A 24,561-nucleotide genomic window follows, 5' to 3' on the forward strand; every position below is an offset into this window, starting at 1 on the left:
CAACCCTCGATTTTCTGGAGCGGCCAATAAAGCCAGCTGCGACAGGCAGTTAGCTCACTTTCGGCCCGTTTTTACACGAATCCCTGCCGACCCTCTGCTCCCGCTGCCGCCGCGCCCCACGGGCGGCCCGGGGCAGTTCGCGTTCGCCGACCGCGACGCGGTCGCGGACCTGCTGGCAGCGAGCGGCTGGGCCGATATCCGGATTGAACCGCTGGACGTGGTCTGCCGCATCACGCGTGCGGAGCTGACGCGCTACGTGGCCCTGCTGGGGCCGGTGGGCCAGGCGCTGCGTGACCCGGACGTCGATGCCGCGCTCCGCACCCGCGTGCTGGCGGCGATGGACGCGGCGTTCGCGCCCTTCATCGATGGCGACACAGTGGCCTTCACCGCCGCCTGCTGGGCGCTGCACGCCCGCGCGCCCTGACCGGTGGTCGCATCAATACCCCGGTCAGCGCCAGTGCGGCCAGTGCGATGCCCGCCGCCGTCAGGAACGCATACACCGCGCCGCCTGCATACGCCTGGCGTGCCAGGCGCCCCATGCCATCGGCGGCCATCGACAGCTCGCCCACCACCACGCGCTCCAGCAGGGCCGGCGACACGGCGTGACCGGCCTCGGCAAAGGACTGTGCCGCCGTGGCGCGTACCTGGCTCGACAGCACCGCGCCCAGCGTGGCGAAGCCGAGCAGAATGCCCGAGAACCGCGCGGTCGTACTGATCCCGGAGGCCATGCCCGCGCGCTCGGGCGGCATCACGCTCATGATCGCCTTCTGCGTTTCGCCATTGAGCAGCCCGCCCCCGCTGCCCAGCACCGCCATTGACAGCAGCAGGCCCAGGTCACTGTGCCGCCACAGCGCCAGTGCGATGCCGAGGTTGCCAAGCACCGCCACACCAAGGCCGAGCGCCAGCAGCCTGCCGGTCGGCCAGCGGCGGCCGAGACGACGCCCAGCGAAGGGCATCAACAGCATGGCCAGCGCAAACGGCAGCATGTGCAGCGCGGCCTCCAGCACACTGTCGCCGCGTACGTTCTGCAGCAACAGCGGCAGCAGCGAGGCCATTACCTGCACCGCTGCGGCATAGGCGAACATCGCGACCACCGCACCGACCACCGCCGGGTACCGGAACAGGCCCAGGTCGAGCATCGGCTGCGCACGGCGGCGCTCGACCACCACAAAGGCGCCGGCCAGCGCGGCGGCGGCGAACAGCCAGGGCAGCACCGTCACGCTCGACCAACCCGCCACAGGGCCTCGGATCAACCCCCACGTCCATGCCAGCATCGCGCCGGCGAACAGCAGCACGCCCGGCACATCGAGCGGTCGTCGCTGCGGATCGCAGGAGTCGGCGATGCGGCGCGCGCTCATCGCGGCCAGCAGCAGGCACAGCGGCAGGTTCAGGTGGAAGGCCCAACGCCAGCCCAGCCAGGTTGCGATCACACCCCCGATCAGCGGTGCCAGCACCATCGTCAGGCCCATGATCGCGCCCCAGACCGCCCACGCCCGCGCACGCGACGCAGCGTCCTGGTGCGCATGGCCGATCAGCGACAGCGCTGGCGCCAGCATGAATGCCGCCGCCGCGCCCTGCCCGCCCCGCGCCAGGTACAGCACCGGCGCGCTCGCGGCCGCCCCGCAGGCCACCGAGGTCGCCGCAAACAGCAGCAGTCCGATGACGTACAGCCGCCGGCGACCGATCCGGTCGGCCAGCGTTCCGGCCGGCAGCAGCAGCGAGGCGAAGCACAGGACGTAGGCGCTCACCACCCACTCGATATCGGCGAAGCTGGCCGACAGATCCCGTGCGATGGTCGGCAGCACCACGCCCACCACGTTGGTGTCCAGCACGGTCAGTGCGCAGCCCGCGGATGCCAGCAGCAGCACCGCATCCGGTCCGCCCACGCGTGCCGGCGCTGCCGGGTTCATTCGCCCGGCACGGCCAGGCGCGCGCGCAGCCTCGCTTCGATTTCGCGGTCGTCCAGCGCGTAGCCGTACACGTCCTGGAGCGCGCCATCGGCACCCAGCAGGAACCAGGACGCGGTGTGTTCGAAGGTCGCCGCGTCACCCTCGCCCACGCGGCGGTACGTCACGCCCAGGCTTTCAGCCAAGGCACGGGTGCCGGCCTCGTCGCCGGACAGGCCGATGAAGCCGGGATCAAACGCGGCCAGGTACTCGCGCAGGTGCGCCGGCGTATCGCGTGCCGGATCGACCGTCACGAATACCACCTGCAGGCGGTCGCCAAGTGGACCCAGCCGGCGCTTGAACTGCACCGCCTTGTACAGGCTCAGCGGGCACACCTCGGGGCAGTGGGTGAAGCCGAAGAACAACAGCGTCGGCTGGCCCCGCAGCCCGGCGATGGACAGGCGCCGGCCGTCGCTGCTCTGCAATGCCACCGACTGCAGCGCGGCCTGCCCCATCACCGGCGCATCGGCCGCCTGGCAGGCCGCCAGCACCCCGCACGCCGCCAGCACCACTGTCCGCAACGCGCTCACCGGGCACCCCCCGACATCGCGTCAGCGTTGCGCACCACGAAGTCCACCGGCAGCGTTCCCGCGCGTTCGAACTGCAGCAGCACGCGGACCACCTGACCCTCCTGCAATGGCCGCTTGGGGGTCATCAACATGAGGTGGTAACCGCCGGGCTGCAGCGCTGCCGAGGCCCGGGCAGCCAACGGCAGGCCATCCGGCAATGCGTGCATGCGCATCACATCCCCGTCCATGCGCATCGCGTGGATCTGCACCTGCGCGACGTCCTTGCAGGTTGCGCCCACCAGGCGGTCGTCAGCGCCGGCATTGTGCAGCTGGATGTAGCCCGCCGCGACCTGCGCCGCCGGCGGCGGCAGCCGGATCCACGCTGCATCGTAGGTGATCCCCGGGGCCGCAGCGGGTGCGGCAACCGCATCCCCGGGCGAGCACACCGCGCCGGCACCGGTCAGGATGGCCGCGAGCAGGACGCCAGACACGCGCGTCATTGCATCGGCATCATGTTGAGCATGGCGTTGTGCATCACCCATAGCGAGCCGGCCACCACGATGGCGATCAGGAACGCCGTGCACAGGAAGATGCCGGTGTTCTCCCGCTGGCTGCGGCCAGCCCCGATATGCAGGAACAGCACCAGCTGGGCCACCAGCTGCACCACGCACAGCACCACGATGGAGGTGAGCCGCAGCGGCTGGGGCACCAGTTCGGTCATGACCACGCCAAACGACGCGCCGGTCAGCACCAGGCACAGCACCAGACCGGCGATGTAGCCCTTCAGGGTGGCGTGGCCACCGCCGTGATCGGCATCGGCAGCAGAGTGGCTCATACGAACTCCCGCAGGTAGACGAAGGTGAACACACAGATCCAGATCAGATCCAGGAAGTGCCAGAACAGGCTCAGGCAGGCCAGGCGGCGGCGCACGATGCCATCCAGGCCGAACGTCAGGACCTGGTGGATCATGATGGCCAGCCACAGCAGGCCGAACGTGACGTGCAGGCCGTGCGTGGCCACCAGGGTGAAGTACGCCGACAGGTAGGCGCTCACATCCGGGGTTGCGCCCTCATGGATCAGTTCGGCGAACTCGTACAGTTCCATGCCGATGAACACTGCACCCAGCACACCCGTTACGGCGAGCCAGCCGACCACCTGGTTGCGTCGCCCGGCCTGCATGCCAAGCATCGCCAGGCCGAAGGTGAAGCTGCTGAGCAGCAGCACCACCGTCTCGGACAGCACGAACCCCAGCTTGAACAGCTCCTTGCCGCTGGGGCCGTCGGCGGTCCCGTTGAGCAGCACCCCGAACGTCGCGAACAGCACCGCGAAGATCAGGCAGTCGCCCATCAGGTACATCCAGAATCCGACGACGGTCTTGCTGCCGTCGTCATGGTGCTCGTGCGCGGCGTGGTGCCGGCCGACGTCGCGTGTCTCGTGCAGCGGCGCTGCACTCCGGGTATCGCCGCTCATGCCCTGGCTCCTTCCATCTGCGCAAGGTGCGCCTCTTCGATGCGTTTCACCTCGGCCGCGGGCACGTAGTAGTCCACGTCGCGGTCATAGGAACGCAGCACGAACGTGGCGATCACACCGACCAGACCGATGCCGGCCAGCACCCACATATGCCAGACCAGCGCGAAGCACAGCACCAGACTGAACGCCGAGATCACCACGCCGGAGGCGGTGTTGCGTGGCATATGGATGTCCTCGTAGTGGTCCTGCCGCTGCCAGGCGCGGCCATGCTGCTTGTCGTCCCAATGCTGTTCCAGCGACGTGATCACCGGCAGCCTGGCGAAGTTGTAGAACGGCGGCGGCGAGGACGTCGCCCATTCCAGGCTGCGCGCATTCCACGGGTCGCCGGTCAGGTCCTGGTTGGCCTTGCGGTCGCGCACGCTGACGTAGAACTGGATGAACATCGCCGCGATACCGGCAGCGATCACCAGTGCACCGATGGCCGCCACGATCAGCCACGGCTGGTAGCCGTCGATCGCGTAGTGGTTCATGCGCCGGGTCATGCCCTTGAAGCCAAGCACGTACAGCGGCATGAAGGCCAGGTAGAAGCCGATCAGCCAGCACCAGAAGGAGATCTTGCCCCAGCGCTCGTTGAGGGTGAAACCGAACGCTTTCGGGAACCAGAAGCTGATGCCGGCCAGGCAGCCGAACACCACGCCACCGATGATCACGTTATGGAAATGCGCGATCAGGAACAGGCTGTTGTGCAGAACGAAGTCCGCGCCCGGAATGGCGAGCATCACGCCGGTCATGCCACCCAGTGCGAAGGTGACCATGAAGCCGATCGTCCACATCGTCGAGGAGTGGTAGCGGATGCGCCCCCGGTACATGGTGAACAGCCAATTGAACAGCTTCACCCCGGTAGGAATGGAGATGATCGAGGTCATGATGCCGAAGAACGCATTGACGTTCGCGCCCGAGCCCATCGTGAAGAAGTGGTGCAGCCACACGAAGAACGACAGGATGCCGATCGACGAGGTCGCGTAGACCATCGAACGGTAGCCGAACAGCGGCTTGCCGGAGAAGGTGGCGATGATCTCGGAGAACGCGCCGAAGCACGGCAGGATCAGCACGTAGACTTCCGGATGGCCCCAGATCCAGATCAGATTGACGTACATCATGGCGTTGCCGCCAGCATCATTGGTGAAGAAGTGCATGCCGAAGTAGCGATCCATCGTCAGCAGCGCCAGGGTCGCGGTCAGCACCGGGAAGATCGCCACGATCAGGATGTTGGTGATCAGCGCGGTCCAGGTGAACACCGGCATCTTCATCAGGTCCATGCCCGGCGCACGCATCTTGAGGATGGTCACGATGAAGTTCAGGCCGGTCAGCGTGGTGCCGATACCCGACACCTGCAGCGACCAGATGTAGTAGTCCACGCCCACTGTGGGGCTGTACTCGATCCCCGACAGCGGCGGATAGGCCACCCAGCCGGTGGCGGCGAAGTCGCCGACGAACATCGACGCCATCACCAGCACCGCGCCCACCGCCGACAGCCAGAAACTGAGCGAGTTCACGAACGGGAACGCGACGTCGCGCGCGCCGATCTGCAGCGGCACCACCACGTTCATCAGGCCCACGATGAGCGGGGTCGCCACGAAGAAGATCATGATCACGCCGTGCGCGGTGAAGATCTGGTCGTAATGCTCCGGCGGCAGGTAGCCGGCCGCATCGTTGGCGGCGATCGCCTGCTGGGCGCGCATCATCAGAGCGTCTGCAAAGCCTCGCACCAGCATGACCAGCGCCAGGATGATGTACATCACACCGATCTTCTTGTGGTCCACCGAGGTGATCCACTCGGTCCACAGATAGCCCCACTTCCTGTAGTACGTGATGGCCGCGATGATCGCCGCGCCCAGCAGCACCGAGCCCGCCAGTGCCGACATGATGATCGGGTCGTGGTAGGGAATCGCTTCCAGGTTCAACTTTCCAAGCACAATCAGTTCTCCGCGGTACGGCTGGCAGGCGCGGCCAGGCTCACCAGTTGGGATGTGGCGCCAGGCTCCTCGCCCGGCAGGCAGATTTCGTCGTCGGGCATGCCGCCGTAGCGACGCACCACGCTGGAGAACAGGCCGGCATCGACGCTGGCGAAGCGCTGCATCGGTGCGCCGTGGGTCGGCGTTTCCAGGACCTCCAGGCGCGTCGCGCCCAGGTGCTCCCCGGTACCGCGGGCCTGCACCAGCCACTGTTGGAAGTCCGCCTCGGTGACCACGCGTGCATCGAACTTCATGTCCGAGAAGCCCGAGCCGCTGTAGGCCGAGGACATGCCGGCGTAGGTGCCTGGCGTGTGACCGATCAGGTGCAGGCGGGTCTGCATGCCGGCCATCGTGTACACCATGCTGCCAAGCTGCGGCACGAAGAAGGCGTTCATCATCGACTCGGAGGTCAGCTTGAACGCCACCGGCGTATCGACGGGCATCACCAGCTCGTTCACCGTGGCCACGTTGTGGTCGGGGTAGATGAACAGCCACTTCCAATTGAGTGCCACCACTTCCACGCGCAGCGGCGCCTTGTCCGAGGCGATCGGCCGGTACGGGTCCAGCGCGTGCGTGCTGCGCCAGATCAGCACGCCCAGCACCACCACGATCAGGCACGGAATGGTCCACACGACCACCTCGATCGCGGTGGAGTGCGACCAGTCCGGTGCGTAGGTCGCCAGGGTGTTGGATTCGCGGTAGCGCCACGCGAAGTACAGCGTGAGCAGGATCACCGGCACTACCACCAGCAGCATCAGTCCGGTACAGACCAGGATCAGCTGCATCTCCTGCTCGGCGATACTGCCCTTGGGATTGAACAGCTCCAGGTTGCTGCACCCTGAAAGCAGCGGCAGCAGGGCGGCGAGGCCGAACCATCGTCCGGCGTTGCGGCGGCCGGACGATGGCGTCCGGCGAGCGGTGTGTATAGCTGGGTTCATGCGTGACGGCCCTTCCAACGCGGTACCCGGGCCGGGGCGGCCCGTAACAGGAAAGTGGCGGACGCCCCCCTGCATGACCGATATGCATGGGGGGTGCCCGCCGCAGCCGCGTACGTTAGGCAACGACATGATCCATACATGATGCGACACACTGTCGCAGGCGCCTGCGCGGCGGCGGGTAAGATGCGGCAATGAACGCAACGACCGCCGAGTGGCAGCGCCTCATCGCCGACGGCCACGGGCCGGTGTACCTGCGCATCGTGCAGGCGCTGGAGCGCGCGGTCTGGTCCGGCACGCTGCGCCCCGGCCAACGCCTGCCGGCGCAGCGCAGCCTGGCCAGCGAGCTTGGCGTGGACCTGACCACGATCACCCGCGCCTTCAACGAGGCACGCAAGCGCGGGCTGATCGACGCGCGCGGGCCGTTGGGTTCGTTCGTGGCACCGCCGCAGGTCGAGCTGGCGCAGCTGGTCGACCTGAGCATGAACCTGCCGCCGAGCCCCGGCGGGAGCCAGGTGGCCGAGGTGCTGCGGCGCGGGCTGTCGTCGGTACTGACCCGCAGCGATGCCGGCAACCTGATGACCTACCACGTCGGCGGCGGCAGCGCGGCCGACCAGTTGGCGGCCGCCCAGTGGCTGAAACCCATCCTGGGTCGATGCGAGCCGGCACGGCTGGTGGTCACCGAAGGCGCGCAGGCAGCGTTGTCGGCGTTGCTGCTGGCCCTGACCGACGCAGGCGATACGGTGCTGTGCGAGCCGCTGGTGTACCCCGGCCTGCTGCACGCCGCACGGGTGCTGCAGCGGCGTCTGCAGGTGGTGGACAGCGACGAGCACGGCATGCGCCCGGACGCGCTGCGCCGGCTTGCCCGCACCACCGGCGCGCGCGTGGTCTACCTCAACCCGACCGCGCAGAATCCCACCGCACACACGCTGCCTGACGCCCGTCGGCGCGCGTTGGCCGAGGTGCTGCGCGCGCAGGACCTGCATCTGATCGAGGACGACCCGTACTGGCTGCTTGCCGAAGATGCGCCTGCCCCGCTCGCGCTGCTTGCGCCCGCGCACACCTGTTACATCTCCACCCTGTCCAAATGCCTCAGCCCGGGGCTGCATACCGCATTCGTGCACCTGCCCGACGGCGTCGCCCGGCAGGCGGTGCTGGATGCGCTGCGCGCCGTCAACCTGATGGCACCGCCCCTGATGAACGCACTGGTCACCCAGTTGATCCTGGACGGCTCGGCGCAGGCAATGCTCAGGCTGGTTCAGGACGAGGCGGCCGAGCGACGCTACCTGGCGCGCTCCGCGCTGTCGCCCCGGTTCCTGCAGGCCTGCGCCGGCGTGCACGCCTGGTGCCGGTTGCCCGCGCACTGGACCGATGTCAGCCTGACCCACGCCGCCCGCCTGCAGGGCCTCGGCATCGCGCCGTCGTCGGCCTTCACGCCGGAAGGCGTGGCAATCAGCGATGCCGTACGGATCTCGCTGGGGGCAGCCACCGACCGCCAGGCGCTGCATCGGGCGCTGCGCCAGCTCGACCAGCTGATGCACCTGCCTGCGGGCCAGGAAGCGACATGGACGGTGTGACCACCGCGCCGGGCGGAGTAGCATGTGCGCCCCCGCTGCGACGGCAGGCCCGTCGGCCTGTCCCCGCAGCACCGTCTCCGACCGCCACGCCATGACCCTTCCCAACCACCGCGTCCAGGGCCTCGACAACGACGAGGTGGCCCCCGACTGGCCCGCCATCGATGCGACCGAGATCGCCTGGCTGCGCACGCGCTTCCCTGCGTTGCAGGGGGATGCAGCGCTGCAGTGGCACAGTCCCCGCCCGCTGTCCGCCGCGGCCATCGTCGGCCGCGGCGCGGATGCGGTGTTCGTCAAGCGGCACCACGCCACCGTGCGCAGCGCCGCCACCCTGCAGGAAGAGCACGGGTTCATCGACCACCTCGCCACTCGGGGCGTTCCGGTGGCTTCACTGCTGCGTGACCGGGATGGCGCAACAGCGGTCGAGCATGCCGGCTGGACGTACGAACTGCATCGTGTGGGCCACGGCGCCGACCTGTATCGCGACGCACCGTCCTGGACACCGCTGACCGACGTGGGCCACGCCCGTGAAGCCGGCCGCGCCCTCGCAGAACTGCACCAGGCCGCTGCCGGTTACACCGCCGCCCAGCGGGGCACCCATCTGCTGGTGGCCCGCGACGACCTGATCCGTGCCCGCGACCCGCTCGCGGCGCTCGCCGCGCAGCTGGACGAGCGCCCCGCCCTCGCCGACTACCTGGCCGGCACCGCCTGGCAGGACGATCTGCAGCGCGATCTGCTGCCCTGGCATGCGCGCGTGGGCGTGCGCCTGGACCAGGAACCGCGATTGTGGGCACACAACGACTGGCACGTGTCCAACCTGCTCTGGCACCGGGACGTCACCGGCGACCGGGTCGGCACGGTGCTCGACTTCGGCCTGGCCTCGCCGACCAGCGCCCTGTTCGACCTCGCCACCGCGATCGAGCGCAATGCGATCGCCTGGCTGGACCTGGACGGCACAATGCCGGTCCGGCCCGATATCGCGCTGGCGCTGGTCGACGGATATCGGGCCGTACTGCCGCTGTCGGCGGCACGCGTTCATCTGCTGGCGGACCTGCTGCCGCTGGTGCACCTGGATTTCGCCCTGTCCGAGGTGGAGTACTTCCACGGCGTGACGCGGTCCACGCCCAACGCACATGTGGCCTACCGGACCTTCCTGCTGGGCCATGCGCAGTGGTTCGGCACGCCCCGCGGCACCGCGCTGCTGGCGGCGTTGCATGCCGCTGCCTGAACCCGTGCTCGCAAACGCGCGCCAATTGGTGTGAAATAGCCGCTGAAGCGGGGGTGCCTGGCAAAAACCAGGCTGAGAGAGTCCCTTGGAACCTGATCCGGTTTGCACCGGCGTAGGGAGCTTTGAGCAGTGGGCGCAGGGACCGTTGACGGTCGATGCGCGCGCGCCGTCGCTTCGTCTCCTTTTGCTGGCTGATGACGAATCGAATGAACCGCTGCTATTCCCCTGCGTTGCTCACCGTCGCATTGTGCGCCGCCCTGCCGCTGTACGCGGCCGAACCTGCCCCGGATTCCGCCGACCGCTCGCCGACCGAGCTGGCTGCGGTGCGCGTGCAGGCCCGCCAGCCGGCCGCCGATACCTCGCAGTCCACCAGTTTCGGCGCCGGCGACTGGAAGAGCACCCCGGCCTCGGTGACGCGGCTGGATAGGACGCAGATCGAACGCCGCCACCTGCGCACCCTGTCCGAGATCGCGACCCAGGACGCGTCGCTGGGCGACAGCTATGCCCCGGTCGGCTACTACCAGAACATCGCCATCCGCGGTTTCGCGCTGGATACCGCCACCGGGTACCGGTTCAACGGCCTGCCCATTGCCGGCGAGCAGCGGCTGGCGCTGGAGAACGTGCAGACGGTGGAGATACTCAAGGGCGAAGCCGGCCTCGCCGCCGGCGTGATGTCGCCCGGCGGCATCATCAACTACGTCGGCAAGCGTGCCGCAGACGTGCGCACGGCAACCCTCGGCACCGATGCCGAAGGCTCGCGCTATGCCGCTGTGGACGTGGGCCAGTGGCTGACGCCGCGTTTCGGCGTGCGGGTCAACGCCGCCTGGGAGGACACCGCCTCCTACATCGACCATGCCGACGGTCGCCGCAATTTCTATTCGGTGGCGGCCGACTGGCTGATCGGCGAGCGCGGCAAGCTCGAGGTGGACGCCAACTACCAGACCAGCGCGCAGCGTTCGGCCTCCGGTTACCAGCTGCTTGGCGCCACCGTGCTGCCGCGCGGCGTGGACCGGTCGCGCATGCTGGGCCACCAGGCCTGGCAGCAGCCGGTGGGCATCGACAGCACCAACATCACCGCGCTGCACACCTATGACTTCAGCCCGGACTGGCAGTCGCGCGTCTCGGTCGGCCACAGCCGCACGGTCATCGACGACAACGTCGCCTTCGCCTACGGCTGCTACTACGCCGCGTCCTGCGCCGATGGCAGCGTGCCGGGCAACTACTTTGGTCCGGATGGCGCCTACGACATCTACGACTACCGCAGCCCGGACGACACCCGTCGCAACCAGGCCGCACGCGCCGAGCTGCGCGGCACCCTGCGGACCGGCCGCGTCGAGCACGCACTGACCTTCGGCGCGGAGACCTTCCGGCGCACGGTGGACAAACGCCGCAACGTCAACGAATACGTGGGCACGGCCAACATCAACGACGCGCAGGTGCCGCAGTTCGCGCCGTCGCCCCGGCAGCCGGGCGCCTCGGGGCGCCGCCTGGACAGCCGGCAGAATGCGGTGTTCGCGCTGGACCGGATGCGCCTTGGTGACGACTGGGAATGGCTGGCGGGTGGCCGCTTCGTACGTCTCAACGAGCGCGCCTACAGCAAGGCCGGCGTCCCCGAACGCCACAGCCGGCTGTCGCGCTTCCTGCCGCAGACCGCGCTGGTGTGGAAGGCCACCGACGAGGTCAGTGCGTACGCCAGCTACGTCCGTGGCATCGCGCTGGGCCAGGAAGCCCCCTTCTGGACCAGCAATGACGGCACCTTCCTTGCACCGATGCTGTCGCGCCAGGTCGAGCTGGGCGTCAAATTTGCCTCCGCCGATGCGCTGACACTCGGCGCGGCCCTGTTCCGCACTACCCAGCCCTACCAGTACGCCATGCCGGACCAGAGCGACGCCGGCTTCACGTTCGTCCAGGCAGGACAGCAGGTCCACACCGGACTGGAACTCACCGCACAGGGCCACCTGACCGAGCGGCTTGAACTGAACGCCAGTGCCAGTGTGCTGCAGGCGCGCGCGCACGATACCGGCACTGCGGCCCACGAAGGCCATCAGCTGGTCAACGTGCCCAAGGTGCGCGCCACGGTGCATGCCGATTACCAGGTGCCGTCCGTGCCGGGTCTGGGCGTGACCGGCGGCTGGCGCTATGCAGGCGCGAACGTGGCCACGGTCGACGGAGCGGTGCGTGCACCGGCCTACCACGTGTTCGACGTGGGCGTGCGCTATCGCCATCTGCTGCGCGAGCGGCCGGTGACCTGGAACCTCACGGTCGACAACGTCACCGATCGCTTCTATTGGCGCGATACCGGCAGCAGCGCCGGCGACTACTACCTGTTCGCCGGCGCACCGCGCCAGGCGCGCCTGTCGGTGACGTTCGGGCTGTGAACGCCGCCGTGCTCGAGTGGACGGCGGCGATCGTCAGCATGGCGGGCGTCGCCATGATGGGGCGCCGCTGGATGATCGCCTGGCCGGTCGGCCTGCTGTCGGTGGCCCTGTATGCGCTGGTCTTCATCGAGGCCCGCCTGTACTCGGACACGCTGCTGCAGGTGGCCTTCGGCGCGTTCCTGGTCTACGGCTGGCTCAGCTGGCGCCGGCATGCGGTGGAAGACGGTGCGATCGTCATTGCGCCGCTGTCGGCTCGCCATGCGTGGCGCGACCTGGGCATCGGCGTGGTGTCCGGCATCGCGCTGGGTGCGGCAATGCACACCTTCACCGATGCCGCCCTGCCCTGGCTGGATGCGCTGCTGGCCGCACTGAGCCTGGTGGCCCAGTGGTGGCAGGCGCGCCGGCACGTGGCGGCGTGGTGGCTGTGGATCCTGGTCGATGTCGTGTACGTGGGCATGTACCTGGTCAAGTCGCTGCACGTGACCGCCGTGCTCTACCTGGTCTTCGTCGGCCTTGCGGTGATGGGCCTGCGGGCCTGGTCCGCCGCCGCTGTTCCGCCGGCGCCCCTGGCAGCGCGACACCGCTGAGCAGGGGCCGGCGGCGCCGTGCCGGCCGGCCCGGCCAGGCGTCCCCACAGGGACGCCTCCGCCGCGAGCGAGGGCAGGATCACCAGGAGGTGATGCCGGGCATGCATTGCGGTCCCCCGGTCAGCCGCGCGCGGCATCGGGCCGCGCGGTGTGCGGGTACCCTGCCGCGAGCAGGGCGGCCAGCAGGACGCTTTCATCGCGTTCCGACTGGACCTCCACCGAGCGCGCGGACGGATCGGTTTCGATGCGGGCCCGAGGATCGGCATCGAGCAGCGCGCGGGTCACGGAATGGGCGCAGCCGCCGCAGGTCATGTTGGGAATGTGGAACTGGAACATCGTGTCTACCTGTTGAGTGAAGGTGTCCGATCACTCTCCGGCCTGACAGCATGGCAATGTCAACGGTTTTTCCGTGTGCCGGTGCGGCGTGACGGCACCGGCGCATCGACGCCGAACAACGGCGCTCTGCGCGCCGCCGGCGGCGTCTGCGCCACCGCGTCGACGGCCGGTTCGGCCAGGTCGGCGATGATCGGGCAATCGGGCCGGTCATTGCCGTGGCAGTGCTCGGCGAGGTGTTCGAGAGTGCCGACCATCGCCTGCAGTTCGTCAATCCGCGCCTTCAATCCGGCCACATGCGAGAGTGCCATCGCCTTTACATCGGCGCTGGCGCGGGTGCGGTCGCGCCACAGCACCAGCAGGTCGGCGATCTGTTCCACCGAGAAGCCGAGGTCGCGCGCACGCCGGATGAAGCGCAGGCTGTGCGCGTCCTGGGGACTGTAGTGGCGATAGCCGGCCTCCGAGCGCAGCGCCTTCGGAATCAGGCCGATCTGTTCGTAATAGCGGATCATCTTCGCCGAGACGCCGGAAAACTGCGCCGCTTCACCGATGTTCATGGCTTCACCCTCTCGTGGACCGTTCAGAGGGTACCGGCTCGCGCCGGTACATGGGGCGCCTGGAAGCGCTTGAGACGCAACGCGTTGCCCAGCACGAACACGCTGGACAGCGCCATCGCGGCCGCCGCGAAGATCGGCGAGAGCAAGGTGCCACTGATCGGATACAGCGCACCGGCGGCCACCGGAATCAACAGCGCGTTGTAGGCGAACGCCCAGAACAGGTTCTGCTTGATGTTGCGGATGGTCGCCTTGCTGATCGCGATGGCATTGGCCACGCCGCGCAGGTCGCCGGAGATCAGCACCACATCGGCCGCCTCGATCGCCACGTCGGTACCCGACCCGATCGCCAGCCCGACATCGGCCGCGGCCAGCGCCGGGGCGTCGTTGATGCCGTCGCCCACGAATGCAACGCGCATGCCGGTGGCACGCAGCTGCTGCAGCGCGGCGACTTTGCCGTCGGGCAGCACCTCGGCCACCACGTCGTCGATGCCGAGCTGGCCGGCGATGGCGGCAGCGGTTGCGGCATTGTCACCGGTGATCATCGCGACCTTGAGTCCGATCGCATGCAGCGCGCGGATCGCCTCGGGCGTGGTCTCACGGATCGGATCGGCAACCGCGATCACCGCCGCGAGGCGGCCGTCGATGGCCGCGTACAGCGGACTGCGGCCCTGCGCGCCCAGGCGCCCGGCGGTGGCGACGAACGCCGTGACATCCAGTCCCAGCCGGGTCATGTAGCGGTCCGCGCCCACCGCGACGCTGCGGCCGGCCACCGTGGCCGAGACACCAAAGCCCGGCACCGCATCGAAGTTCCCGACAGCGGCCAGCGCCAGATTGCGCTGCCGTGCGGCGGCCACGATGGCCGCGCCGATCGGATGCTCCGACTGCGTCTCCACCGCTGCCACCAGGGCCAGCACCTCGTCGGAGGCGAAGCCGTCGGCGATCTCCAGATCGGTCAGTTCCGGACGCCCCTTGGTCAGCGTACCGGTTTTGTCCAACGCGACCACGCCCACATCGCGCAGGGCCTGCAGCGCCTCGCCCTTGCGGAACAGCACGCCCAGCTCGGCCGCGCGGCCGGTGCCGACCATGATCGAGGTCGGCGTGGCCAGCCCCATCGCGCAGGGGCAGGCGATGATCAGCAACGCCACCGCGTTGACCAGCGCGAAACTCAGCGCCGGTGCGGGCCCGAACAGCAGCCACACCACGAACGTCACCACGGCGGCGGCCATCACCGCCGGCACGAACCACAACGTCACCTTGTCCACCAGTGCCTGGATCGGCAGCTTGCTGCCCTGCGCCTGCTCGACCAGGCGGATGATCTGCGCCAGCACGGTGTCGGCGCCCACCTGGGTGACCTCGAAGCGGAACGCACCGGTGGTGTTGATCGTGCCGCCAACCACGCTCGCCCCGGCCAGCTTGGCCACCGGAACAGGTTCGCCGGTGATCATGCTCTCATCCACGTAGGAGCTGCCGTCGACCACCGTACCGTCCACCGGCACCTTCTCGCCCGGCCGGACCAGCACGACATCGCCGGTCACCACCTGGTCGAGCGCGATCTCCTGCACCTGGCCATCGCGTTCCACCCGTGCGGTCCGGGCCTGCAGCCCGACCAGGCGCTTGATCGCCTGCGAGGTACGCCCTTTCGCGCGTGCTTCCAGTACGCGACCGAGCAGGATCAGCGTGACAATCACGGCCGCGGCCTCGTAATAGATGTTCGCGGTGCCGGCCGGCAGCACCTGCGGTGCGAATGTCGCCACCAGGGAATAGCCATACGCGGCCGCCGTACCGACCGACACCAGCGAATTCATGTCCGGCGCGCCCCGCAGCAGTGCCGGGATGCCCTTGCGGAAGAAGCGCAGGCCTGGCCCGAACAGCACCAGCGTGGTCAGCACGAACTGCACATACGCGTTGGTCTGTCCGCCCAGGGTGTGCTGCACCCAGTGGTGCAGCGCTGGAATCAGATGGGCGCCCATCTCCAGCACGAACACCGGCAGGGTCAATGCCGCTGCCACTGTCAGCGCACGCCGCAGCGAGCGGTCCTCCGCTTCGCGGCGTTCGGCGTCCTCGTCGGCCGACTGCGTGGTGCCGGCCGACACCGCCTGGGCGACATAGCCCGCCCGCTCGACTGCCGCGATCAGGTCGGCAAGGGCCACCGCGCCGTCCAGGTGGCGCACCCGCGCACGCTCGGTGGCGAGGTTGACGCTTGCCTCCAGCACTCCGGGCACCGCCGTCAGCGCACGCTCGACGCGACCCACGCACGACGCGCAGGTCATCGCCTGGATCACCAGTTCGGTGGTGGCGGCGCGCACCTTGTAGCCGGCATGCTCTATCGCCGCCGCAACCGCCGGTGCATCGGGCACACCCTCAAAGGTGATGTCCGCGCGTTCGGTGGCCAGGTTGACCGACGCCTGACGGACGCCCGCGACCGCGCCCAGCGCGCGCTCGACCCGGCCAACGCAGGACGCACAGGTCATGCCGTCGACGGGCACGCTGACGCGCACGCTCGCGGACGGGTCGACAGGGGGAGCAGGAGTGGCGCTGGGCGACATGGCGGCCTCGGAACGGGATTCGGGAGATCAAGGGTAAAGATTCCCATCATGGGAAGGTCAAGCCCGTCCCTGCCCGGCCGCCACTCGTCCCACAGGGGCCTGCATTCGGCCCCGGCCCAATGACGGCGGGCCTCGCCGGGCGGACACTGGCCCCTGAACAGATGGCCCGGAGGCCGAGGACACACCGCCATGAAACGACGCGACTGCCTGAAGGCCGGACTGGTACTGCCGCTGCTCCCCCTGTTGTCCAAGACCACCGCCCCCCTTCCACCCCGCCTGCCGAGGGTGCGTCCGGGCAGCGCGGGCTGGCCGTGCGATGCCGAGTGGGCGCGACTGTCACGGGCCGTCGGCGGTCGTCTCTCCCTTCCGCAGTCGCCCTTCCTTGGGGACGCAACCGCGCGCGCCGAGGCCCTGGCCCAGATCCACAACCCGTTCTACATCGGCGACCAGCCGGCACTGACCCAGACCAGCGGCTACTACGGCGCCTGGCGTTCGGTGCCCAGTGCCCGGGCGATAGCCGCGACCAGCAGCGAAGATGTTGCCGCAGCGGTCAATTTCGCCCGCCGGCACCGGCTCCGGTTGGCGATCAAAGGCGGCGGACACAGTTACCACGGTACCTCCTGCGCCCCCGATTCGCTGCTGGTGTGGACCCGGGCGATGAACCAGGTGGAGGTGCACGACGCGTTCATCCCGCACAACGCGCGGGCGGGAACTGCCGCCGAGCCTGCCGTGAGCCTGGGCGCCGGCGCGATGTGGATCGATGCCTACGATGCGGTCACCACCCGGCGCGGTCGCTACGTGCAGGGCGGTGGCTGCACCTCGGTGGGCGTGGCCGGTCTGGTTACCGGCGGTGGCTTCGGCAGTTTCTCCAAGGCGTACGGCAGCGCGGCCTCGCACCTGCTGGAGGCTGAGGTGGTGACCGCCGACGGCCGTGTGCGGGTGGTCAACGCCGACAATGACGCCGAGCTGTTCTGGGCACTGAAGGGGGGCTGCGGCGCGAGCTTCGGCGTCGTCACCCGCCTGACCCTCCGCACCCACGCGCTGCCGGACACCTTCGGGGGCGTTTCGCTGGCGGTACGGGCCGACAGCGATGGCGCCTGGCACGACCTGGTCGTGGAGATGCTGCGCTTCTACCGCGACGCCCTGTGCAATCCGCACTGGGGCGAGCAGATCGCGTTCCGCGGCGAACGCACGCTGCGCGTCTCGATGGTGGTCCAGGGGCTGGCCAAGGACGATGCGGAGGCGGTCTGGGCGCCGTTCCTGGCGTGGCTCCAGGCGCGTCCGGCCTATCGCATCGTCGAGCCCCTGCAGGCGCTGTCACTGCCGGCCCGCCACATGTGGGACGCGGCGTTCTTCCGCGCGCACGCCCCGCAGTTCATCGCAGAGGACACCCGCGCCGACTCGCCACCGCAGCATATGCTGTGGAAGGGCGACCAGGGCCAGGTAGGCTGGTTCCTGCACGGCTACGCCTCGGTCTGGCTGCCCTCTGACCTGCTGTCAGACGCCCGGCGTACGGCAGCGGCCACCGCGATCTGTGCCGCTGCCGCGCACATGGACGTGGAACTGCACTGCAACAAGGGGCTGTTCGGCGCGCCCGCCGGGGCGCTGGCCGCCGCGCGCGATACCGCCACCCATCCGGGCGTTCTGGATGCCTTCGCCCTGGCGCTGATCGGCAATGCGGGCGGGCCGGTGTATCCCGGTTGCGGCGGCCAGGTGGACGAGGACCGCGCGCGCTCGGGCGCCGTGCGGGTGGGCCGTGCCTACGCCGCCCTGCGCGACGTGGCGCCCGACCCGGCCACCTATGTCTCCGAGTGCGACTACTTCCAGCCGCAGTGGCAGCAGGCGTTCTGGGGGCCGCACTACCCACGGTTGCTGGCCGCCAAGCGCCGCTACGACCCGGAAGGCCTGTTCGTGATCCATCACGGTGTGGGCAGCGAGGACTGGAGCCCGGATGGCTTCATCCCGCAGGGGTAGCGTGTGCGGGACGCGGTGGGTCCGTTCGCTGCAGCGTTCCCGGCCGCCCGCTTGTTCGCAACGCTCCCGTCCGCCGCTGCAGTGTGCCCCCGGGTTTTATGCGATGCCGCCGCTGCCGCGCTGAAGGTGGGCATTGCCGGTCTCCAATGAGCAGTCCTGCACCGGTGCATTCCAGATACGCCGGCCCGCCCCGCAACGGCACGTGCCATGCTCGGCACCTCATCCCAACCGGAAGGTGTCGCGCATCATGGCCCAGGTCCAGATCGTTTCAGACGGCCCCAACTACCGTCACCAGATCCACAGCGGAGCGCATGCACTGGTTGCCGACGAACCCGCCAGTCTGGGCGGCCAGGGCGCCGGCTTTGCCCCGTTCGACCTGTATCTGGCCGCGCTGTCGGCCTGCACCGCGATCACCCTGCGCATGTATGCCGAGAAGAAGGGCTGGGAGCTGGGCGAGTTCCGTGCCGAACTGAGCTCGCGTCGCGACGCCGCCGACCGGCTGGTGGTGCACCGGGTACTGCACGCCAGCGCGCCGCTCACCAATGCGCAATGGGCGCGGCTGCTGGAGGTGGTCGAAAAGACGCCGGTCACGAAAGTGATGCGCGAAGGCGCCACCATCACCAGCGAACGCGGCGTCTGACGCCGCGGCTTGGCGGAGAAGAATGGCCCGGCACGCCGCTCCCAGATCGATGACGGGGGAGACATCTCGCTGTGAAAGCGGCGGGCCGGGACAAGGGGGTGCGCACGGCGTGCACAGGCAGGCCGGTACGCCGAAGGAAGGGGACCGGAACGTGTCTCTGCGCTGGGCCAGCGCGATCAGCGCGGTGTGGCCATCCCCGACAGTTCCACACGACGGTTCGGCGCCAGGCAGGCGATCAGGGCCTTGCGTCCTGCCGAATCGCACTGCACCAGCGGGTTGGCCTTGCCACGGCCTTCGGCGATGATCGCCGCCGCCGGCACGCCCCCCTGCACCAGTGCATCGCGGACGGCCTGCGCCCGGCGCTGCGAGAGATCAAGGTTGTAGGCATCGGTGCCGATGCGGTCGGTGTATCCCAGCACCTGGATGGTCTGCACCTGGCTGGCGCTGCGCACCTGCGCCAGCAGGCCCTCGATGCTGCGGCGCCCTTCGGCGGTGAGCACCGCGCTGTCGAAAGCGAACAGCGCATCGGCCGACAACCGCAGTGGCTCGGCGGGCATCACGACCGGGGCCGGCGGCGGCGGCGGGGCCGGCGGCTGCAGGACCGTCGCGCAGGCAGCCGGTCTCCAGTGGCTGTCCTGGGCGATGCCCTTGTTGTCGAAGGTGACCATGAACTGGCAGGTGAAGTAGTCACCGCCGGGCGTGCTGCGGAAATTGAACAGGTAATTCCATTCGCGCACCCCCCACATGCCCTCGCCGAAATGCGGCGTGCCGAGCAGGCTGTAGAGCTGACGCTTGCTCATGCCGCGCGCGAACAGGCGCAGGCTGTCGATGTCCACGAACAGCCCTTCCTTCAACGTGGCCTTTCGCGGGTCCGGGAACGCGGGGGCATCGGGCGCTGCGCTGCCGGCCTCCTGCATGCCCGGACCGTCGGCCTTGCGCCCGTGGCTGGCGCAGGCACTGAACAGCAGGACCGCCAGCCCCAGCGACAGCGAGCGCAGCAGCGGTGACATGGATGTGGATGATGTGGACATGCGATCCCCCTGGATAGGTGCAGGTAGCCAGCCGCTGGAACGCCGGCGGGTGCCGGCGCCCACGGCGATCACCACTGGATGCCGGCGCCCACGGCGACACCGCCGTCGCCGCGACTGTTGGTCGACCCGCTGAACTTGTAGATCCAGCGGCCGCCTTCGGAGACGCCCGAGATGCCCACCGCCACCCCGGATTCGCCGTTGAAGCTGCCGGCGGCCAGCGAAGCCATGCTGCGACCGGCCTCGTAGGGCTGCGGCAGCGCCGCCACCGCCATCGCCGAGGCGACGCCGGCCGAGGCACGGTTGTCGGTCTTCTGCAGGTTGCGGTCGAACGAATCCATGCGCTGATCGGTATACGCCTTGGACCAGTCGAGCGTCTGGCTCAGCCCCGAGCGCAGCTGGTCCACATTGACCGCATCGGTACCGGCAGTGCCGGCGGCGACGTTGCGCACGGTGGTCGGGCCGGTAGCGGTGCTGCCCAGGGTCACGCTGTTGAGGTTGGTGGTGCCGTTGACGTTGGTGTCGTAGCGCAGCGTGCCCTGCTGCGAGGCCTGCAGCTGGCGCACGTTGACCGCGTCGGTGGCCTGGCTGCCATCGGCGACGTTGGCAATCTGCCGTTCCGCACCCACGCTGCCCACCGACACGGTATTGGCCCGGTTGGCCACCGAGCCTGCGCCCAGCGCCACCGAGTTGTCCGCCTGCGCGCTGGCCCCGTTGCCCAGTGCGGTAGCGCTGCTGCCTGCTGCCGTGGCCCCGGCACCGCCGGCGGCGGCATTGGCGCCGGTGGCCGACGGCTGTGCCAGCCCTTGGGTGTTGTTGACCTGGAACATGCCCGACGTGCCATTGTTGATGTTGGTGATCTGCGTGTCGGTGTAGGCCTTGGACTGGTCGATGGCGTAGTTCACGCCGTTCTGCAGCTGGCCGACATTGACCGCGTCATAGCGCTCGGAGCCATCGGCCACGTGGGTGACCTTGCGCTCCGCGCCGCTGCTGCCCACCGCCACTTCACCCACCGAGCTGCTGGCGCCGGCGGCACCGTAGGCGCCGGTATAGCCGCTCTGCGCCCCCACGCTTGCCACCGAGCCGCTGCCCAGAGCGATGCTGTTGTCTGCCGAAGCGCTGGCGCCATCGCCCACGGCCACGCTGCCCGCACCGCCGGCGCTGGCCAGCGGTCCGATCGCCACGCTGTTGGCGCCGCTGGCAGCGGCGCCCCGCTTGAGCGAATTGACCTGCACATACGGGCTGCCGGCACCCGGCTGGATCTGGTCGATGCGCGTGTTGAGCGTGGTCAGCGACGCATCCACCGCTGCGAAGGCCGTTGTGACGTTGCTGTAATCGTTGCCGACCACGCTGCCGTCGGTGGAAATCGTGGAGATGCGGAAGGTCGGCGCAGTCCAGATGCCCGTGTTGCCATCAAAGCTCGTGGTGCCGCCGAAGTAGCCGACCAGCGCGTTGTTGGTCTGGAACAGCTGGTTGCCGGTCACCGCCGCGCGGCTGCCGGCCAGCACGCTGCCGTCGGCGAGGTTGCCCAGGCCCACCGCCGCACCGGTGCCGTCACCGGTCAGAGTGATCTGGTTGGTGGCATTGCCCGAGGCATCCACGTCGTACTTGACCGCCAGCTTGTCGATGGTGCCGGTCTGGTCGGCCACGTTGGCCAGCGACTGGCTGACCGCATCGAATGCACTGCCGACGTTGTCGTACGTGCCCGGGGTGACCTGCCCGTTGGTGGCGACCTGGTTGATCGTGTAGCTCGGCGCGGTGAGCACCCCGCTGGCATCCACCGCGGCACCGCCGCCCAGGTGGGTGGCCACGGCCTGGTTGGCCGCGAACAGCTGGGCGCCATTGATCGCTTCGGTGCTGAGGGCACCCACCACACCGGCGCCGATGTTGCGCAGCGTGGTCGGCCCGGTCCCGTTGCCGAGCGTGGCGCTGGCGAAGTTGAGGCTGCCGTCCGGATTCTCGTCATAGCGCAGGGCCCCCTGCTCGGACGCCTGCAGCTGCCCCAGGTTCACCGCATCGGTGGCCTGCGTGCCGGCCGCGACATTCACCACCTGACGCTCGCTGCCCACCGCACCCACCGAGACCGTACCGCTGCGGTCGGCCACCGCCCCTGCGCCCACTGCGATCGCGTTGGCCGCCGTTGCCGTGGCGCCCGTGCCCACCGCGATGCTGTCCAGACCGGCGGCGCTGGCGTCGATGCCGGTGGAATTGACCTTCAGGTAGCGGCTGCCTGCGCCGTTGCGGATATCGGTGATCTGCGTATTGAGATTCACCAGCGAACCGTCCACCGCCGAGAATGCGTCGGTGGCGTTGTCATACACGCCCTGCGCGACCGCCCCGGTGCTGGAAATGGTGCTGATCTGGAAACTCGGCGCCGTCCATGCACCCGTCGCCGGATCATAGGCGGTGAGACCGCCGAAGTAGTCCACGATCGCCGTGTTGGTGCCGAACAGCTGGTCGCCCGTGACCGCTTCGGTGCTGCCCGCCGCCACCGCACCGTTGGCGAGGTTGCCGAGCGTGGTGGTGCCGGTACCCTCGCCCAGCGTGATCCGGCGATAGTTGGCATTGCCGGCGCCGTCGTCGTCGTAGGTGACCGCAAACGCACTGACCGCATCGATCTGCGAGATCGCGCCCTGCAGCTGGGCCACGTTGACCGCATCGTTGGCCGCGCTGCCGGCGGCCACGTTGGTGATCTGCCGTTCGCCACCGGCAAAGCCCACCGATACTTCACCGGCCGAGACCTGCGCAGTGGTCAGCCCGTAGGCGCTGTAACTGGCCTGCGCGCCACGGTTGGCGGCCGAGCGATAGCCCAGCGCCACACTGTTGGCCTGGCTGGAGGTGGCCTCCGCGCCCAGGATGGTCTGGCCGTTGGCCGTGCCGCGGGCACTGTCGCCCACCACCACCGAATGGCCCATGCGGGCGGCGTAGTCCGCCGTGGGTACGCCGGTCGGATCGGTCGGGTCGTTCACCCCGTTCCCCGGGAAAGCAATATTGGCGTCCTGGCGCGGCAGCTCATGTCGCGCGTTGGCGCCGATCACCACTTCCTTGGAGCCGTTGGCGTAGGCGCCATCACCCACCAGCACCTGGTAGTCCTGCGCCGCGTTGACCGCCCAGCAGTCCACGGTCGCCACCAGCAGGTTGACGCAGGTGTTGGACCACGCCGGCGAGCCGTCCGGCAGCAGGAGTCCGAGCAGACCGTTGGGCTTGCCGTTGTTGATGTTGAAAATGTAGCTGTCGGAGGTGACACCGCCGATCAGCGTCAGGTGCGAGGCGCCGCCGGTGGAGGCGTTGCCCAGTCCGTCGAGCAGCGTGCCGACCGGGGTCAGATTGACCGTCGGAATGCCCAGCACGTTGGTCACCGAGTACGTCTGCATGACGTTGGCGCTGCTGACGGCCAGGTTGCCGTTGCGCACGTAGCCATCGCCACCGAGCAGGCCCTGCGCGGTCGGCCCCACCAGCTGCGACAGCGAACCCACCAGCCCGCCGGTACCGATGACCAGGCCGGCATTGGGATCGGCGGGCGCCGGTCCCTTCGGGCTGCCCGGCGGGAGCGCGGTCGGGGCCGGCAGCACGGTGCCCACCACCGGCTGGAGAATCCCGCCCACCGTGTTGCCCACGCCGCCCAGCAGGTCACCCACGGTGCCACCGACACCATCGAGGACGCCGCCGACGGTGGTGCCCACACCGTTGAGCAGATCGCCCACCCCGCCGAGCAGGCCGGTCGGGGCAAGCGTCATCGAGCTGGTCTGTCGCGCGGCGGCCGAGACGTCCACGAGCTTGGGATTGCGGTCGGCCGCATCCACCCCGTGGCCCAGTGCAGCCACCTTGACGCCGCCCGCGGCGGTGGCGGCCAGCGAGGCGGCCACCGTGTCATGCGCAGGGAGGGCGTCCGCCTGCGCCAGGGCATCCACCTCCACCGTGACGTCGGCATCGACAGTGGCCACCGGCGTTGACGCCTTCACAGTGGCAGCGCTGTTGACCGCCGCCGTCACAGCCGCCGCGCCAGCGCGCGGTGCCAGGCCTGCGGCGGCCGTGGCCTGTACATCGACCTGCGCCTGGGGAGCCGCCGTTACGCCTGCCGCCTGCACGCCCGCGGCGGCATCAACCTGCACCCCCAGCCCCTGGTGCGGCACCGGGACCGTCGGCGCGACGCCAAGCGTGGCCTTCGCCACCGGCGTGTCAACGCGTACATCCACGCCCAACCCGGCCAGCGTGTCGCCGCTGCCAGGCAGCGCGATGCGCCTGGGCAGGGACAGCTCCACCTTGGCAGCAGCCGGTGCGGTGACGTTGCGGGTGCCGAGGGCGAGATTCACATTGGCCTGGGCGCTGAGCGCAGGCGAGGTGTCGCGGGTATGCGTGACGGCTGCCAGCGCGGCCTCGGCGTCGATCTTGACCGGCAGTGGCGCGTACTTGGCGGCCAGTGCCTGGAGATCGTTGAGTGTCTGGCTTTCGCCGGCCCATGCGCCGCCGCTGCACAGCGCAAGCGCCAGGCCGATCGACAGGGCCGACAGCGGCACGCGAAGGTGCACGCGGACCGGGCCCGCCGCCAGACTGCCACGCGAGGTGGCGATTTCCGAGACGACCACCAGGGCCTTCAGTTGATGGTTCCAAACCAGACGAAAGATGCGATTCATGACGGTATTCCCCCGTTTGACGATCGATGCGGACTGCGGCGTCCATGCCTCTGGGCACGTGGGACCCATTACAGTCGCCGCGTCGAGCGCCGCGCACTTCATTCCGGCACGCCAACAGCGGGTTCCGGCAAAGCAACGGGGAAAACCGGCAGGCGAATGCGCAAATACGGCAGAAAGCCACCGGAATCCCTTGCAGGGCGGCGGCTT

Annotated in this window: 18 protein-coding genes, 1 pseudogene and 1 riboswitch; of the genes and pseudogenes, 7 read left to right on the forward strand and 12 right to left on the reverse strand. The window is 69.1% G+C overall.

The features are described 5' to 3' along the window. Positions 1-424: pseudogene (locus tag ACPEH1_RS13715) on the forward strand (hypothetical protein); the annotation flags it as partial. Here ACPEH1_RS13715 and ACPEH1_RS13720 read toward each other — a convergent pair. Genes ACPEH1_RS13720 through cyoA form a run of 7 tightly spaced genes read right to left on the reverse strand, consistent with a single transcriptional unit; the run spans position 384 to position 6,878 of the window. Then, entirely contained in the window at positions 384-1,910 is a 1,527-nt protein-coding gene (locus ACPEH1_RS13720; RefSeq protein WP_262071478.1) for an MFS transporter, read from the reverse strand. The pseudogene ACPEH1_RS13715 and the gene ACPEH1_RS13720 sit on opposite strands and share 41 nt — an antisense overlap. Beyond that, positions 1,907-2,476, reverse strand: coding sequence for an SCO family protein (locus tag ACPEH1_RS13725; protein ID WP_423715931.1), 570 nt, complete (start codon positions 2,474-2,476; stop codon positions 1,907-1,909). The genes ACPEH1_RS13720 and ACPEH1_RS13725 overlap by 4 nt, the downstream gene beginning before the upstream one ends. Continuing rightward, positions 2,473-2,955 (reverse strand): copper chaperone PCu(A)C, encoded by a 483-nt coding sequence (locus ACPEH1_RS13730; protein WP_017356214.1) that lies wholly within the window; start codon positions 2,953-2,955, stop codon positions 2,473-2,475. The genes ACPEH1_RS13725 and ACPEH1_RS13730 overlap by 4 nt, the downstream gene beginning before the upstream one ends. Continuing rightward, positions 2,952-3,290 carry a cytochrome o ubiquinol oxidase subunit IV gene (gene cyoD, locus ACPEH1_RS13735; RefSeq protein WP_017356213.1) on the reverse strand — a complete coding sequence of 113 codons (339 nt, stop codon included), beginning with the start codon at positions 3,288-3,290 and terminating at the stop codon, positions 2,952-2,954. Before cyoD ends, ACPEH1_RS13730 begins: the two co-directional genes overlap by 4 nt. Next, positions 3,287-3,925: a cytochrome o ubiquinol oxidase subunit III gene (cyoC, locus tag ACPEH1_RS13740; protein WP_017356212.1), complete on the reverse strand. Its 639-nt coding sequence runs from the start codon at positions 3,923-3,925 to the stop codon at positions 3,287-3,289. Before cyoC ends, cyoD begins: the two co-directional genes overlap by 4 nt. Beyond that, entirely contained in the window at positions 3,922-5,901 is a 1,980-nt protein-coding gene (gene cyoB, locus ACPEH1_RS13745) for a cytochrome o ubiquinol oxidase subunit I (protein WP_017356211.1), read from the reverse strand. The genes cyoC and cyoB overlap by 4 nt, the downstream gene beginning before the upstream one ends. 2 nt (positions 5,902-5,903) lie before the next feature. Continuing rightward, positions 5,904-6,878: a ubiquinol oxidase subunit II gene (gene cyoA / locus ACPEH1_RS13750; RefSeq protein WP_423715932.1), complete on the reverse strand. Its 975-nt coding sequence runs from the start codon at positions 6,876-6,878 to the stop codon at positions 5,904-5,906. 191 nt (positions 6,879-7,069) lie between these two features. Here cyoA and ACPEH1_RS13755 point away from each other — a divergent pair, with 191 nt between their 5' ends. From ACPEH1_RS13755 to pnuC, 4 genes are all read left to right on the forward strand, one after another. Then, complete coding sequence (locus ACPEH1_RS13755) at positions 7,070-8,452, forward strand: PLP-dependent aminotransferase family protein (protein ID WP_423715933.1); 1,383 nt, start codon at positions 7,070-7,072, stop codon at positions 8,450-8,452. Positions 8,453-8,543: 91 nt separating this feature from the next. Next, positions 8,544-9,677 (forward strand): phosphotransferase enzyme family protein, encoded by a 1,134-nt coding sequence (locus ACPEH1_RS13760; protein ID WP_313160301.1) that lies wholly within the window; start codon positions 8,544-8,546, stop codon positions 9,675-9,677. Between the two features lie 39 nt (positions 9,678-9,716). Then, a riboswitch (TPP riboswitch) is annotated at positions 9,717-9,813 on the forward strand. Positions 9,814-9,883: 70 nt separating this feature from the next. Further along, positions 9,884-12,055, forward strand: coding sequence for a TonB-dependent siderophore receptor (locus tag ACPEH1_RS13765; protein ID WP_423715934.1), 2,172 nt, complete (start codon positions 9,884-9,886; stop codon positions 12,053-12,055). A gap of 8 nt (positions 12,056-12,063) precedes the next feature. After that, positions 12,064-12,642, forward strand: coding sequence for a nicotinamide riboside transporter PnuC (gene pnuC, locus ACPEH1_RS13770; protein ID WP_037591263.1), 579 nt, complete (start codon positions 12,064-12,066; stop codon positions 12,640-12,642). A gap of 120 nt (positions 12,643-12,762) precedes the next feature. Here the strand turns inward: pnuC and ACPEH1_RS13775 are convergent, their stop codons facing one another. Genes ACPEH1_RS13775 through ACPEH1_RS13785 form a run of 3 tightly spaced genes read right to left on the reverse strand, consistent with a single transcriptional unit; the run spans position 12,763 to position 16,078 of the window. After that, entirely contained in the window at positions 12,763-12,978 is a 216-nt protein-coding gene (locus tag ACPEH1_RS13775) for a heavy-metal-associated domain-containing protein (protein WP_423715935.1), read from the reverse strand. Between the two features lie 59 nt (positions 12,979-13,037). Then, positions 13,038-13,532 (reverse strand): Cu(I)-responsive transcriptional regulator, encoded by a 495-nt coding sequence (cueR, locus tag ACPEH1_RS13780; protein WP_153164032.1) that lies wholly within the window; start codon positions 13,530-13,532, stop codon positions 13,038-13,040. Between the two features lie 23 nt (positions 13,533-13,555). Further along, positions 13,556-16,078, reverse strand: coding sequence for a heavy metal translocating P-type ATPase (locus ACPEH1_RS13785; protein WP_423715936.1), 2,523 nt, complete (start codon positions 16,076-16,078; stop codon positions 13,556-13,558). A 189-nt stretch (positions 16,079-16,267) separates the two neighbouring features. Here ACPEH1_RS13785 and ACPEH1_RS13790 point away from each other — a divergent pair, with 189 nt between their 5' ends. After that, a complete protein-coding gene (locus ACPEH1_RS13790) occupies positions 16,268-18,052 on the forward strand; it encodes an FAD-binding protein (RefSeq protein WP_423715937.1) in 1,785 nt (594 codons plus the stop codon). A gap of 247 nt (positions 18,053-18,299) precedes the next feature. Further along, a complete protein-coding gene (locus ACPEH1_RS13795) occupies positions 18,300-18,692 on the forward strand; it encodes an OsmC family protein (RefSeq protein ID WP_423715938.1) in 393 nt (130 codons plus the stop codon). Positions 18,693-18,868: 176 nt separating this feature from the next. Here the strand turns inward: ACPEH1_RS13795 and ACPEH1_RS13800 are convergent, their stop codons facing one another. Both ACPEH1_RS13800 and ACPEH1_RS13805 read right to left on the reverse strand, forming a co-directional pair. After that, positions 18,869-19,702, reverse strand: a complete 834-nt coding sequence (locus ACPEH1_RS13800) for an OmpA family protein (protein WP_423715939.1) — start codon at positions 19,700-19,702, stop codon at positions 18,869-18,871. An 89-nt stretch (positions 19,703-19,791) separates the two neighbouring features. Beyond that, positions 19,792-24,354: a YadA-like family protein gene (locus ACPEH1_RS13805; RefSeq protein ID WP_017356199.1), complete on the reverse strand. Its 4,563-nt coding sequence runs from the start codon at positions 24,352-24,354 to the stop codon at positions 19,792-19,794. Positions 24,355-24,561: the final 207 nt, after the last annotated feature.

It is taken from the genome of Stenotrophomonas sp. NPDC077421, assembly GCF_049545505.1.
Lineage (GTDB): Bacteria > Pseudomonadota > Gammaproteobacteria > Xanthomonadales > Xanthomonadaceae > Stenotrophomonas > Stenotrophomonas nematodicola.

What these genes read in the sequence shown, in the direction of transcription:
- ACPEH1_RS13720 (WP_262071478.1), bottom strand. Translation starts at nt 1,910, where the DNA reads ATGAACCCGGCAGCGCCGGCACGCGTGGGCGGACCGGATGCGGTGCTG.
- ACPEH1_RS13730 (WP_017356214.1), bottom strand. Translation starts at nt 2,955, where the DNA reads ATGACGCGCGTGTCTGGCGTCCTGCTCGCGGCCATCCTGACCGGTGCC.
- cyoD (WP_017356213.1), bottom strand. Translation starts at nt 3,290, where the DNA reads ATGAGCCACTCTGCTGCCGATGCCGATCACGGCGGTGGCCACGCCACC.
- cyoC (WP_017356212.1), bottom strand. Translation starts at nt 3,925, where the DNA reads ATGAGCGGCGATACCCGGAGTGCAGCGCCGCTGCACGAGACACGCGAC.
- cyoA (WP_423715932.1), bottom strand. Translation starts at nt 6,878, where the DNA reads ATGAACCCAGCTATACACACCGCTCGCCGGACGCCATCGTCCGGCCGC.
- ACPEH1_RS13755 (WP_423715933.1), top strand. Translation starts at nt 7,070, where the DNA reads ATGAACGCAACGACCGCCGAGTGGCAGCGCCTCATCGCCGACGGCCAC.
- ACPEH1_RS13760 (WP_313160301.1), top strand. Translation starts at nt 8,544, where the DNA reads ATGACCCTTCCCAACCACCGCGTCCAGGGCCTCGACAACGACGAGGTG.
- ACPEH1_RS13765 (WP_423715934.1), top strand. Translation starts at nt 9,884, where the DNA reads ATGAACCGCTGCTATTCCCCTGCGTTGCTCACCGTCGCATTGTGCGCC.
- ACPEH1_RS13775 (WP_423715935.1), bottom strand. Translation starts at nt 12,978, where the DNA reads ATGTTCCAGTTCCACATTCCCAACATGACCTGCGGCGGCTGCGCCCAT.
- cueR (WP_153164032.1), bottom strand. Translation starts at nt 13,532, where the DNA reads ATGAACATCGGTGAAGCGGCGCAGTTTTCCGGCGTCTCGGCGAAGATG.
- ACPEH1_RS13785 (WP_423715936.1), bottom strand. Translation starts at nt 16,078, where the DNA reads ATGTCGCCCAGCGCCACTCCTGCTCCCCCTGTCGACCCGTCCGCGAGC.
- ACPEH1_RS13790 (WP_423715937.1), top strand. Translation starts at nt 16,268, where the DNA reads ATGAAACGACGCGACTGCCTGAAGGCCGGACTGGTACTGCCGCTGCTC.
- ACPEH1_RS13795 (WP_423715938.1), top strand. Translation starts at nt 18,300, where the DNA reads ATGGCCCAGGTCCAGATCGTTTCAGACGGCCCCAACTACCGTCACCAG.
- ACPEH1_RS13800 (WP_423715939.1), bottom strand. Translation starts at nt 19,702, where the DNA reads ATGTCACCGCTGCTGCGCTCGCTGTCGCTGGGGCTGGCGGTCCTGCTG.
- ACPEH1_RS13805 (WP_017356199.1), bottom strand. Translation starts at nt 24,354, where the DNA reads ATGAATCGCATCTTTCGTCTGGTTTGGAACCATCAACTGAAGGCCCTG.